This window comes from Bacillus sp. 17RED48 (genome assembly GCF_019837545.1).
In the GTDB taxonomy this organism is placed as follows: domain Bacteria; phylum Bacillota; class Bacilli; order Bacillales; family Bacillaceae_G; genus Bacillus_A; species Bacillus_A wiedmannii.
On record NZ_JADAXG010000004.1, the window covers coordinates 575,258 to 591,037 of the forward strand.

Consider the following 15,780-nt stretch of genomic DNA (forward strand, 5'->3'; position numbering starts at 1 on the left):
TTTAAAGTCGATTGTTATTATATCATAAAATATATTTATGTAAGTTCCTGAAGAAGAAAAGTTATCGTGAATCATTTGTGAAGAAAATGTGAAATACATAAATAAAAAGGTGTTACGTTATTACGTAACACCTTTTCGTAAAAACATATAGTACTACTGCGATACCGCTATCCCCAAAACACTTCTTTAAGTCTCTCCATGATAGAGGGCTCCCTTTATATCGCTACTTCTATATCATCGTTTTAATTATAATTAAAAGCCAATCTTTTCTATACAATATATCCTTTTATTTTTCATATATATTTAAAGAATCCATTTACATAAAACAGCTATTCCTAAAGTATCGCATTAGGAATAGCCTCAATAAAAAATATCTTATCTAGCTTAAAAATTAAATTTGACATTTTCAATTTCTGTATTCTCGATTACTAACCCTTCAATCTTAATATTTTCTAATTTTATTTCCTTATTTGAGCTAATCGCGTCTAAGATACCTAAAAAATTCTCCGCTAATTTTTTAATGGTTTCCATTTTATACAAACTACTCGCATATTCAAATTCAAAAAACAACTCTTTTTTTCCTTTTTCTACAAATAAGGTTAAATCAAATTTCGAAATTTTATTTCTATATTCAACAGGCGTCATTTTCAAATTCCCCATTATACTTTCATTGATTTGAGATTCTTGAAAAGCTAACATTGTAGAAAATATAGGGTTTCTCCCTAAGTCTCTCTTAATTTTTAACTTATCAATAATCATATCAAACTGATAATCTTGATTATCATACGCTTTAATTAACTGTTCTTTAATCTCTGACAAAAATTCTGTAAAGCTTTTTTTCTCAATAGGGAAACTTCTAATTGCAATAGTATTTGCAAACATACCAATGATATTTTTCAAATCAGAATGTGTCCGCCCTAAAATAGGCATTCCTACAATTATATCGTGCTGCGAGGAACATTTTGATAACAAAATACTATAAGCTGCAGACAAAATCATGTACAATGTCGTATCTGTTTCTAAACTTAAATTGTCTAAACGTTGCTTTAATTCATTTCCTCCTTCAAAAATAAAACTATTTCCTTCAAAACTTTGTATAATTGGTCTAGGAAAATCCGTAGGCATATCTAATACTGGAAGATCCCCTGAAAGTACATCTAACCAATATTTTTCTTGTATACTTGCAGCACTTGTCTTTAAAAACTCATTCTGCCAATAAACGAATTCTTTATATTGAATAGGGTTTTCCTGTAACAGTTTTCCTTGATATAATTCCGATAACTCCTGCAGTAAAATATTGACTGAATATCCATCTGAAATCAAATGATGCATATCTGTTAAAAGCACATGTTTATGACTACTTAAGCGAATGATCTTAACTCTTACTAAAGGTGCTTTACTTAAGTCAAAAGGTTCAATAAATTCATCAATTATATTTTCCAGTTCGACATTCAGCTTCCTTGATAGATTAGAACATAAATGTTCATCTAAAACAGAATAACTAATTTCTATATCCACGTCTCCCTGAATTCGTTGTTTAGGCACACCATCTACTACTTCAATAGATGTTTGAAATGCCTCATGTCTCTTTACAATCTCACAAAAAGCTTTTTCCAATTTATCCAGATTGATTTCACCTTCTAGTAAGGTTGCTCTTGGCATATTGTAACTAGTTCCAATCCCCTCCATCTGTTGTAGTGTATATATCCTTTTCTGGGCTGAAGAAAGGTCGTAATATTCGCACTTTTCCACAGGTTGTAATGACACATACTTATTTTCAGATCTTTTCTTTATATGCTTACTTATACCTCTTACTGTTGGTGCTTTAAACGCTTCTCTTAACGATATATCTACACTAAACTTTTTATGAATTTCTGCCATTAAAAGCATTAACGACAATGAGTTTCCACCCATTTCAAAAAACGAGTCATTCATACTAATTTGCTTAACATTAAGAGTTTCTTCCCACATTTGTGCAACAGTTTTTTCAATTGGATCCTCAGGCAGTTCATAATTAGTTTTTATCAATAATTCATCCTTAATTTCTGGGAGTGCTTTAACATTTAGCTTACCATTTGGAGTCAAAGGAATTCTATCTAACTTAATAAAGATAGAGGGCATCATGTAGTAAGGAATCTTACTTGAAAGGTATTCCCTTATTCCCCACCCATTCTCATTCTCTTTCAACACAATATAAGCACATAGTATATTATTATTTTCTTTATCTTTTTTTGGAACAACAATTGCATCAAGTATCATATCATGTTGCAACAGTACTGAATTTATTTCTTCTAACTCCACTCTATATCCTCGAATTTTTAATTGATTGTCGATTCTTCCGAGAAATTCTACTTCTTGATGGCATGTGAGCCTCCCTAAGTCTCCCGTTCTATAGAGTTTGATTTTTTCATGTCCCAAAGGTGAAACCGTAATAAACTTTTCGCTATTTAAATCAATTTGATTCAAATAACCTTCTGTCACTCCTACTCCCCCAATACAAATTTCACCAGCCATTCCAAGTGGAACAAGTTTTTGACCTCTATCCAAAATGAATATTTTCGTGTTATCTACTGGTTTTCCAATAACCGTTCCCTTGGATACAAGGTCAAAATCAGTAGCATTAAATTTATGAAATAGAGCGCCAATAGTAGTTTCTGTAGGTCCATAGTGATTCATAATTACAGTTTGCGGATACACCCTATTAAACTTACTAATATCAGCTGACTTCACTTCTTCACCGCCCAATACGATTAACCTTAGCGCCATGCAATTCTCATAATCTTCAACCATACGATGGTTAACTAAATAATTAAATAGTGAAGGAGTCAGTTTTATATAACTGATCTTTTTCTCTTTCAAATATGTGATAAGGGTTTCTGGGAGCATATAATGTTCTTTTGGAATTAAATGTAACTCACACCCATTTAATAAAGCTGTATACAAACTTGTATATCCTAAATCAAATGCGAAGGAAGATAATAGTAGTGTTTTATCCCTATGCGTTATACTTGCTTCTCGTGTGAACCATGAAATATAATTTACCAAGCTTTGATTCTTAATCGGTACCCCTTTTGGGAGCCCAGTGGTACCAGATGTATAAATAATATATATTGGATTATCAACTGTACTTCTTTCCTCTATATTTGAAGGACATTCAAAAAATAAGCTCTTATCTTCCAATTCCATAACCTCACAAGTAAAATCATTAGAAGTTACTAAGTGAGACTGGGTCAAAAGAAGAATTGTATCACTGTCTTCAATCATGCTATTTATTCGTTCTAATGGAAACTCCGGATCAAGAGGTAAATAAATTGCCCCGCTTTTAATAATACTCCATAGTCCAATGATCATTTCAATAGAAGGCTCAGCTAATAAAGCGATTACTGTATCACTTCCTGCCCCCTTCTTTATCAAGTGTTTAGCTAATTGATTTGCTTTATCATTTAATTCCTTATAAGTTATCGTTCTCTGTCCAAACACTACAGCAGTACGATTCGGATGTTTTTCCACCAGTTCTTCAAATATACGTTTAATCGTTTTTTCTTCTGGATACAAAGTATCAGTATTATTAAAAACACCTATTCTATTTTTTTCTATCATGGTTACTAGATCAATTTCCTCAATTGGAATAGTAATGTCCTCTATGATAGTATCAATAATTTTAACGAAATGTTCCGCCATTCGTTCAATCGTCTCTTTACGGAACAAACCTGTACTATATTCAAATATAAAACGAAGTTGTCCATCCTGCTCAGTTACTTTCAGCTCTAAATCAAATTTAGATGTACGATTCGTATACTCGTACGGTTTAATTTCAAAATCACCTATTTCCGCCCTTACTGCATCAACATTTTCAAAAGCAAACATCACATCAAACAGAGGATGACGATTCACATTTTTTTGCAATTGTAGCTTATCAACGAGCATCTCAAATGAATACTCCTGATGTTCGAGAGCTTGAAGTGTGTGGCTTGCAACTTCTTTCAAAAAATCCTCAAACCGTTTCTCTGAAGTAGGATAATTTCTGAGCGCAAGTGTATTAACAAACATACCTACCACATTCTCTAATTCAGAATTCAGTCTTCCTGCTACCGGGCTTCCAATTATAATGTCTTCTTGTCCGCTATATTTAAACAATAGTATATTGAATGCCGAAAGTAATAATGAGTACAGAGTAGCTCCTTTTCGGCTTGAGATTTCATTTAATTTAGATGTATAATATGCATCCAAATTAACTTGAACTACATCACCTTCAGACATTGGCTCATCTAATCTTGGATAATCAGTTGGTAAATTGAGTAATGGTATTTCTTTTGAAAATATTTCAAGCCAGTACAGTTCTTTTAGTTTCCAGTTCCCGGATTCTATCATTTTGTTTTGCCAGTTTGAAAAATCTTTGTATTGAATTCTTACGTCTGGCAAATTATTTTTTTGATAAAGAGATGCAAACTCTCTAATTAAAATTCCCATTGATAAACCATCGGATATAATATGGTGCATATCATAAACAAGCAAATATTTCGATGATGGTAGCACCTCCACAATTGCTGCTCTGAACAAGGGCCCTTTCTCTAAATCAAATGGTCTAATAAATGTTTCAACAACACTCTCAAAATTTTGTTCATCTGCATACAAGTGTTGCATATTCCATTCAGGATTTTGATGGATTTTTTGAACTATTTTCCCTTGTACTTGTTTAAATGATGTTCGCAAACTTTCATGGCGATTAATTAAAGCTTGCAATGCCTTTTCTATCTGTACTATATTAACTTCCCCTTCAAGAAATACTGCTCCGGTAATATTATAGTTTGTAGATGCATCATTCAATTGACTAACAATATACATACTTTTTTGTGCTGGAGAGACTTCATAATACTCCTGTGGTGGTGCTAAACGAATCGCTTCATATGTTTCTTTTTTCCCCATCATTTCTTCAATGATTACAGCCAATTCCTTAATAGTAGGAAATGCAAATATATTTCCAAGTGGAAGTTCAACTTCAAATTCCCTATGAATTTCAGAAACAAGTGTTATTGCTTTTAATGATTGTCCCCCAATTTCAAAGAAATGATGATTAATACCTACACCATCAATTCCCAGTATCTTTCTCCAAATACTTACAAGTTTTTGTTGTATCGTATTATAAGGTTTTTGATACTCTTCATCAAACTCTACTTTAATCTCCATATTTTCTAGGGACTTCCGATCAATTTTTCCATTCGGACTGAGCGGAAGACTTCCTAGTTGAATAAAATAAGAAGGAATCATATATTCAGGAAGTTTCTTCCGCAAAAACCCCCTTATACTGCATTGATTATTTGTACCATGCGAGGGGGAATCATAGAATGCAACAAGATACTTATCATTTGCTACTCCATTCTTCACGACAACTATAGAGTTTTTTATGTTATCACATTTGTTTAACACAACTTCAATCTCTCCTATATCAATTCGATGCCCTCGTATTTTTGTTTGGTCATCCTTCCGCCCCAGAACCTCAATGTTACCATCGCAAAGTAATTTCCCCATATCTCCTGTTTTATAAAGCATTTTTCCATAATTATGATAATACGGATCTCGAATAAACTTATCCTTCGTCAACTTAGAATTGTTAATATAACCTCTAGCTAAAGGTATGCCACCTATGAATATTTCCCCCTTCACTCCAATCGGCAAAGGGTGCATGTTCTCATCAAGGATATAAATGCGCCTGTTAGCAAGTGGTTTTCCCACGGGAATAACTTTTAAGTCGGCACTTTTAGTTCCTTTTCCAGACACTTCATATAAAGTACTTGTCATCGCCGTTTCAGCAGGTCCATATGCATTTAACAAAATAATATCTTCTAAAGGTAACTGTTCCCACATCCCTACTTTCTCCGCTGGCATTTGTTCCCCACCAACTATGACGAGTCTGAGGTTACTATCTGGAATTATTTCTGGTCTTGTATACCATTCTTGTACAATTTCGCCCCAATAATTTGTAGGTAGATTAACAACTGAGAGTCCAAGTTCAACACATTTCTGAGAAAACTGATAAGGAGTCCATATATTCTTATCACGCAAAACAAGAGAACTTCCTGCAGCTAGTGTTGTAAAAATTTGTTCAAGTGAAATATCAAAACTTATCGAAGAAAACTGAAGAACACGATCCTCCGGTGTCAGCTCATAACGTTTGCAAATATCAATGGAGTGGCTTACAACTGCTTCATGAGACATCATTACACCTTTTGGTCGACCAGTAGAACCCGAAGTATAGATGATATATGCCAAATTCTGGGGTTCAATTCTAACACTCGGTTGGTTTTTTGGTTCTTCGAGCACTGAATCCCATTCTATATCAAGACAAACAGTATGCCCCTGATAATCTCTAATCTTCGACTGTAAATTATTTTGGGTGAGTAATATAGGTACTTGGGCATCTTTCAACATCAAATTTATTCTTTCGCCAGGATAATCCATATCTATAGGTAGAAAAGCTCCACCAGCTTTTAAAACAGCTAAAATTCCTACAATCATTTTAGGTGAACGTTCAACATACACTCCCACAGGTATTTCAGGCCCTACTCCTAATTTAATGAGCTTATGCGCTAACTGGTTTGAAAGTATATCTAATTCTGTGTAAGATACACTTTCATTCCCCTGTATAACAGCAGGTTTGTTTAAATTTAATTTTACTTGATCAGTAAATAAATCCTGGAAACATTGATTCTTAGGATAATCCAATGAAGTAGAATTATTATCACTTAAAATATGTGTAAGTTCTTTCTCAGAAATCATTGAGATATTCTCTAACTTACCATCTTCGCTAACAAGTATTTCCCACAAAATATTGATTAAATGTGAAAGTATCTGATTTGCTTCTGTTTCATTTAAAAAGGAACTATTGAATAGTAGCTTCAATTGAAGCTTTGGTTGTAGATTACAATAAACAACCAAAGGATAATCCATTTGTTCATCTATACGTACTGATTTCACTTGTAATGAACCAATTCCGTCTTTCAATTTCACATCGAATGGATAGTTTTCAACAATTACAATACTCTCATACAAATCATATAAGGCAGAGCTTCTTGGCATATCAATCCAACTTCTTATATCAACGAGTGAGGTATATTCATATTGACGCATTTCAACCTGCTTCAGTTGTACATCTTTAAGCCATTTAATCAAATTTACATTTTTATTTATCTTTACCCTAAAAGGAAGAGTATTCATAAAGCAACCAATTATTGAATCCGAACCTTCTAACTCAGCTGGACGCCCTGATGAAGTTACCCCAAAAATAATATCTGTTTCTTGGGAGTAGCGATTTAAAAGAATTGCCCAAGCCCCCTGAATCATAGTATTTAGTGTAATCCGATTCTTTCTAGTAAAGTCTTGAATTATCTGCTGTTTGTCTTCAGACACTTCGTATACTACATCTCCAAAAGCAGATAACTGATTTGAATTTTTTGCAGGAAAAATATTATTGAATCGTATAGGTGTTTTAAATCCATCTAACTCGGTTCTCCAAAATTGTTCCGCTTTCTTCTTGTCTTGCCTACGTAACCAGTCGATATAATCTTTAAATGAATATACATGTCCAAATGTTATCTTTTCGTCAACGCATAACGCTTCATAACACTGACCCAGTTCCTTAAAGAGGATGCTATTACACCAACCATCTAACTGAAGGTGATGATGCGTCCATACTACATCATAGGCATACTCGTCTTGCTTAATGACCAAAATTCTCATAAGTGGTGGTTTTGAAAGGTCGAATCCCTTCTTACGATCTTCCTCAATAAGTTGTTCTAACTTTTGCAATCCTTCAGATTTCGAAACATTTGTCCAATCTAAAACTTGAAAAGGGATTTTCAGATTTTTATGAACAATCTGTACAGGTTCTTCTAGTCCTTCCCAATGATATGATGTTCTTAAACTTTCATGTCTATCTAAAAGTTTTTGCCAAACCTTTTCAAATATCTCAATATCTAGTTTTGATTTTATTGAAAATATTGTTTGCTCCACAGTTACTGACGATTTTGGTGAATAGATATGATGAAAAACCATACTTTGTTGTACAGGTGAAAGCATGTATATATCTTCTATATTTTTATATACCTCAAGCCATTCATCAATTTTCTTTTGATCTATGGAGACAAGTGGGAAATCTGAAGGCGTCAAATATGTACCTTCTTTTGTTTGACAGTGGTCAATTATATCCTTCAAATTGTTGACGAAGTCCTTTGCCAAGCCTTGAATGGTTTCAACTAAATGACTATTCGTACTATATTTCCATTCTACACATAATTTTTTATCAACGATCATACATTCAATTTCAAGCAAGTGACTTCTAATTCCATTCAAATCACGGGTTGGTCCTGTATTCACATCCGATATATTAAATAACTGCTGTTTTTTAATTGCTTGTTCGAACTGTCCTAAATAATTAAAGCTTATTTGTGCCCTTTTCCTAGACGAAATTTGCCCTCGCATCTCTTTCTCTGCTAAGTAATATAAAATTTCATAACCAATTCCACCATTTGGTATAGCACGATACCGCTCTTTTACTTGCTTCAATATTTCTGCTATGCCCTTCTCTTTTTCAATGTCGCCCATAACAATAGGATATACACAAGTAAACCATCCTATAGTTCTTGAAGTGTCGTACTCTTTTAACAAAGGATTCCTACCATGGCCCTCCAAATCAACTAGTGTTTCACCACTCCAATTTGCTAATGTACTAGAAAGTGCGGAAAGCAGAATATCATCAATTCTCATTTTAAATAATTGATACGTGTCATGCAGTAAATACTTTGTTTCTTTCTCCGTCAACATAAAAGAAAGTGTACGAGCAGATTTTTCATCATTTCTCCCCCCTTCCATGTCAATAGGTATAGTATTTACAGAAGAAGAGACATTGTTCTTCCAAAAAGCAAGTTCATCTTTTAATTGATTGGAATAAGCATATTCATAGAGATGCTCAGACCATTTTTTAAAAGAGAGGCCTTTCACTGGAAGTTGAACAGATCCACTATTTGTAAGCTGTTCATATATCATCTGTAGAGTGTCCAGCATAAGTCTCCATGAATATCCGTCTATTACAAGATGATGTACTGTTATAAACAACCTTCCTTTTTCCTGATCCCCAGAATCAAAATATGCAACTTTAATTAATGGACCATCTGTAATATTTAATTCATACTGCAATTTTGATAAAATTTCATGCATATGACTATTATTAAAATCATGTAATTCAAATAACACATTCTCATCGGACTCTGAATAAACTTGAATCCATTCTCCAGCCCTTTGATAATAACGGAGCCTAAAACTATCATGATAATTTGTAAGTATACGAAAACTTTCATGCAACAAATTCGGATTTATACCTGCTCGTGTTTCCAATAGCACAGATTGATTCCAATGATGATAATTTTCCAAATCTTGCTCAAAAAACCACTTTTGAATCGGTGTAAGAAGCACTTCTCCAGTCTCAGGTTCTTCTATTTGATCTTCACTATAGCTTTCTTTAATATCTGCAATACAATCCGCCAGTTCTGCTATCGTTTGGTTCTCAAACATCTGACTCACGGTAATCTCTATACCCTTTTGAAGCGCTTTACCTACTATTTGAATACTTAAAATTGAGTCTCCTCCCAACTCGAAGAAGTTATCATGTATACCAATTTCCCCCTGATGTAGACCCAATACTGCAGACCATACCTCTACTAGTTCTTCTTGAACTTTATTTTTTGGAGCAACGTAACCTTTATAAGTATGAATTTGAGGAGCCGGTAAGTTCCTTCGATCAAGCTTTCCTATTGAAGTTAAGGGCAGACTCTCTAGCTGAATATAGTATGATGGAAGCATATAATCTGGTAATTCTTTTGCTAAAAATCCCTTAAGTTCCTCCATGTTAACCTGAACATGGGAAACGATATATGCACAGATAACTTTTTTCCCATTATTAATTTCCCAATCAATTACAGCAACATCTTCAATGTAGTTCCTTTTTAATATTAAATTATGAATTTCTGAAAGTTCAATCCGATACCCTCTGATTTTCACCTGATGATCCTCTCTTCCAAGAAACTCGATTTCTCCGTTTGGAAGCCATCTTCCTAAGTCCCCTGTTTTATACATACGATCATTTGGATTAAAGGGATCATTCATAAATTTTTCATTTGTAAATTCTGGTAGATTCAAATACCCTCTTCCTACACCGTCCCCAGCAATATACAACTCACCAGGAACACCTATTGGACTAATATTTTTATCTTTATCTAATATATAACATCTAACATTTGAAATCGGCCGCCCTAAAGAGACGGCATTTTCTGAACATTCAACACTTAAAGCATCCACTGTTGTTTCTGCTGGACCATAATTATTATATAATTTATATCCTCTATCAATCAGTGCATCTTTTAATGATTCTTCTAGTCTTTCTCCCCCTGAAATAACTGTGTGTAAACTCTGTAATTTGCGATCATGACATAATAATTCTTTTAATACAGTCGGTATGAAATTAATAATATGAATTTCATGTTGATCAACATAATCACAAAAATGCTTCTTATTTAAAATTAAATTCTTTTCGGCTATATGTAATGTCGCTCCATAAAGTAATGTACCGAAAAAATCCTCAATACTCGGATCAAACACATAATTTGTTAGTTGTAATAGATTTGTTTTTTCCGTTATATTAAATGTTTTTCCAAACCACTGAACAAGATTAACAACATTTCGATTTTCTATCATTACACCTTTAGGTTTTCCTGTAGTACCTGAAGTATACAAAACCGTAAATAAATCATTCGGACTAAGGTTTACTTTCGGTAGAAGAGTCTCACCCGAAAATTTTCTACTATTATCCAATATAAAAACACAATCATTGTTGAATTTTCCAATTACATAGTCGTTTTTATTAATTACATCCTTACTGGTCAATATGAACTTTGTTTGACTATCCTGTATCATATACATTTTCCTTGACTCTGGATATTCTGGATCAATTGGCAAGTATGCAGCTCCGACTTTTAAAATAGCAATTATCCCTATTAGCATTTCAATTGATGGATCCGTCATGATTCCAATAATCTCACCCTTTTTCACTCCTTTTCTAAGCAGTTCATTTGATAAGTTATTGGATATGTTATTTAATTCTTCATAAGTCATAGTCCTATTTTTATATACAATCGCAACATTATCCGGGGTTTTCATCGCTTGTTGCTCAAACAACTGACTAATCGTCAACTGATGTGAATATGTTTTACGAGTATTATTAAATTCCAAAAGGATTTGTTTTTTCTCTTCAATAGATACGATATCAATCTCTTCTATTTTTTTATGAGGATTTTTTATGACTGCTTCTGCAATTTTAGTAAAATGTTGAGCTAAACGCTCAATTTTAGATGATTCATATAATTGTTCGTTGTAACTGAAACATATCTCAATATCTTTGTGCAAACTTATACTAATAGATAAGCCATAATTAGTCATTTCAAAGGTGGAATATGAGTTCAAAGCGATTCTATTTTTGTTTGTCAGTATCGTCTGATCTAAAGGGTAGTTTTCAAAAACAACAATAGTATCAAAAAGATCGATTTCCGTATCCAATTCACTATATTTTTTTATATCTACTAAAGATGATGTCCCATACAATTCCCAATCCTGCAATGTCTTATTTAACTTTTTGATAAGTTCTATAGATGTTTCGCCAGAATCCTTTTTAACTCTTAATGGAACTGTATTTATAAATAGGCCTACCATTTCTTCAATCCCATTAAATGTTCCTGCTCTACCCGAAATAGTTGCGCCAAAAATAATGTCATCGATATTATGATTCTTTTGTAGCACAATTCCCCATAAACTATAAACAAGGGCGGCAAGAGTAACTTCATTTCCCTTCGCAAATCCTTCCAACTTATCCCTTGAAAATTGAATGCGATACTGATGATCTTTTCGAATTGATTTATGTTTCTTTTTTGTTACTTCCAAACTATTTTGCGAGTTAAATCCTTTTAAATACTCTTGCCAAAATACTTTCTGCCTTTCTTTATCCTGTTTTTGAATATATTTAATAAAATCTTTATATTTTTTTTTAGTAGGCAGATTGTAAGTTTCTGATTCACTAAGGCATCGATATGCGTTTAGGAATTCTTTTAAAATAATTCCATTACTCCAGCCATCATATATAATATGATGATTACTTATAATCATTTCATGTCTTTCTTCTGCTAATATGCACAAAGTAACCCTAAATGGTATTTCTTGAAGATCAAACTTTTTTTCACGATCTTTAACTTTTATCTCTTCTAGTAAAATATTTTTTTCACTTTCACTCTTGTGTGTAAGATCAATTATTTTAATATGAGGGGTATGTTCTTTCAATACTATTTGAACAGGAGTTTTCACTTTTTCCCAACGAAATAGTGTACGTAACTGCTCATTTGTTTGGACAACCGCGTCCCAAGCTTTCATAAACAATCCTGCATCAACACTACCTAAAATCCCCAAACATATCTGTTCAAAATACTCATCACTTTGAGGATTTTTTAAGTAGTGAAATAACAACCCTTCCTGCATTGGTGTTAAACCAAGAATATCTTCCAAATTTTGTTTATCCAATTTTATCATCATTGAGCTCCTCCTTGAGACAATCAAATGAATCTAAATAATTATGCTTCTTCATATTTTCTATAATTTCTCCTCTTTCCATCTTGATAACTTTATCCGCGATATGAAAGTACCTATCATCATGAGTAATAGCAATGATAGCTTTTCCTTTTTCCTTTAATTCAGCCAATAGTTCTGTATAGAAAAAATGTCTAAATTCAGGGTCTTGATCTGCCGCCCATTCATCAAATAGATAAATAGATTTATCCTCTAAATAGCTAATTAATAGTGCTAGTCTTTTTCGTTGTCCTGTTGAAAGTTTAGTTGTACTAAATTCTCCATTTTGAATTTGTACTTTTTCATCGATACGTAATATTTTCAAATATTTTTTTATTTCTTCTTCCTTTGAGCTATAGTCAATACCATAGACTTTTGTAAACAAATAAAAATCACTAAATATTGCGGAATATAGCTCTCTTAACTGTTCCTGATTTATTTCTTGATTGTTAACAAATATGTTTCCGCTATTTGCAGAATATAAACCTGTAATTAGTTTAGCAAGAGTTGATTTACCACTACCATTGCCACCGGTTATAAATACAACCTCTCCTGATTTAAGTTCAAAATTAATTGGCCCAACTTGAAAAGCTTCTCCATGTTCACTTTCGTATTGATATACTACCTCTTTAATCTCCATGTTTATTTTACTTTGAGGTATCAAAGTACTGTTTACGTCTGTCTTATTAGTTTCGGTTTTTAAATACCTTGAAAAATCATTTATTCTCTTCCAACTAATTTTCATTTGAATCGCATTAGGGATCGTATTGAGTATACTATGTAGAGGTCCTGTCATATAAAGAAAAACAAAAACATAGCTTCTTAAAAACTCACTCTGTACCCCTTTAAATAAAAGCGGAAATAAAAATGTAACAGCCCCAATTACCATAACAAACAGCAATTCACCAATAATAAAAACATTAGCAAACTTAAGACCACCTTGAATCCGCTTATCCTTATAATCCTCACAGCTCTCTTGCATCCCTTGTCCAAACTCTTCTCGTTTTGACTTTCCTATGCTTAACTCTTTATAACCGCCAATGAGATCGTTTATATATCTAAAAAAAGTGTTTTGGATGTTTCTTGTTTGTTCCCAAAGATTATTAGCTGATTTTCCAGCTACATAATACATACCTGCTGCAACCAAAATAACTGCAATAGAAACAAGCAGTCCATAAACATTAATTACTCCCAAATAAACCAAACAACATAAAAGTGTAATTGAATCAGTCAAACCAGTAATGATGGTGGCAGCATAATTACTGATAGCTTCTGTATCATTATTTAAGGTGGTTTGAATTCTTTCTGACTCTATTTTTTCAATTTTTTCATAAGGATTTTTTAATATATCGTTAATTAACTGGATTCTTTTTTCATAAATCAGATTATTCGTAATGGTAATCAACTGCGTCCGTACCAATTTTTGCGCTAATACATAAGTAATAATTCCTAGCAAAAAATATAAAAACAAACTATTGTTGCTTGAATAATTACTTCTAGTTAAAGCTTCATTAATAATAAAAATAATCATCGCATTTCCAAAACCACTGGTTACACTCAACACAAAAATCGAAAAAAAATTTTTCTTATTATGCAAAGGAAAAACAGTTATTAAAGATAAATATAGGCAGAACAGTACAATACTAATTAAAGTAGCCCATACCGCAAAACTCATACTGATAGGTAACCAAACATTAACAAAATCCCAAGAAAGTCTCCCGAAAAATACAAATGGAATTTTATAAAGGGCATACCCAGCTAAGAACGCAAATAGAAACGTTATAAAGGGAATACAAATACTTTTAAATTTATTTTTTTCCAACTTCCTTTTTTTCTTATACACCTGAATCATAACTATGAAAATGAAGTATAGAGTAATAATTGAAAAAGGAACCATAAACAAAAGTACAGTAACAGAAAAGGCATCAATACTCTTATACGTATCTTTACCGTTTGTCACCACACTCTCTCCCACAAGTGTGTCCATAATAGCCTGGCCAATATTTTGAGTGTAATCGGAGTTCATGTTAGCCATCACCGCAACTCCTAACTTCTCTTGAGGATGAAATACAACGAAAGAAGAGAAATTCGGATTACTTCCTGCATGTGATATTTCACCAGGACCATTTTGAAAAACTTGCCACCCTCCGGCATAAGAAGAGCCATCCTCAGATGGTGGAACTGATCTGTTTGGTATATGTGTACTATAAATTGCCTTTTGCTGATCATCATTTAGTCCATATATCCCAAGCTGCATACGAAGCCACTTTTCCATGTCTTCATTATTTGAGATAAAATAACCTGCGGGTGTATTTCCTCGATAAATAGGTGCATTAAACTCTATAGGCTTTAAAAAACCTATTTTATATCCCTTTGACATATCATATTTAGCGACATCTTTTCTAAACAAAAAAGTATTACCCATATTAAATTGGTTTAATATACTATTCTGAACGTATTGTTCAAAAGATTGATTGGTAACTTTTTGTATAACTAATCCTAGAATATCGTAGTTAATACTGGCATAATTGAATTGCTCTCCTGGATATGTCTCCAATTTTTGATTTAATATTTCTCTAACTGTATTTTCCAACGCATCATTGTCATTTGAGATAGGTATGTCCCCAATGGTATGAAAAGGGATCCCACTCGTATGATATAAAAGCTGTTCAAGAGTTATTTCAACATTTTTATTAAGTTGTTGTCCTTTATAATTACCTTCATATATCATTTGAAACCACTGCAAATATTTGCTAACAGGGTCCTTTAAATCAATTAACCCCTTTTGAACAAGTTGATATATTGCGAGAGCTGTAAACGCCTTACTATTCGAACCGATTTCAAATAATGTTTTTTCCGTTACACGTTGCTTTGTCTCAAGATTTGAATAGCCAAAACTTTTTTTATATACAGCTTGATCACCTTTGACTACTATCACTGACATTCCAGGAATTTTGGCTTCTTGCATTTGTTTTTTTATAAGCGAGTCTAGTTGTTCTTTATCGTTTTCCGTAAACATTCTATCATTCTCTGCATTTGCTATTTGAATCCCAAATAGCATCTGTACATTTAATAATATTACAAGGGTAATCAAAACAATTTTTACTCTCATCATGATTG

2 protein-coding genes are annotated in these 15,780 nt (G+C 32.8%); both read right to left on the reverse strand.

The annotated features are described in order from the left end of the window. Positions 1–384: 384 nt before the first annotated feature. Positions 385–12,624, reverse strand: a complete 12,240-nt coding sequence (locus tag ILT06_RS19995; RefSeq protein WP_222655397.1) for a non-ribosomal peptide synthetase — start codon at positions 12,622–12,624, stop codon at positions 385–387. After that, positions 12,608–15,775, reverse strand: a complete 3,168-nt coding sequence (locus ILT06_RS20000; protein ID WP_222655398.1) for a cyclic peptide export ABC transporter — start codon at positions 15,773–15,775, stop codon at positions 12,608–12,610. Before ILT06_RS20000 ends, ILT06_RS19995 begins: the two co-directional genes overlap by 17 nt. Positions 15,776–15,780 lie beyond the last annotated feature (5 nt).

What these genes read in the sequence shown, in the direction of transcription:
- ILT06_RS19995 (WP_222655397.1), bottom strand. Translation starts at nt 12,624, where the DNA reads ATGATAAAATTGGATAAACAAAATTTGGAAGATATTCTTGGTTTAACA.
- ILT06_RS20000 (WP_222655398.1), bottom strand. Translation starts at nt 15,775, where the DNA reads ATGATGAGAGTAAAAATTGTTTTGATTACCCTTGTAATATTATTAAAT.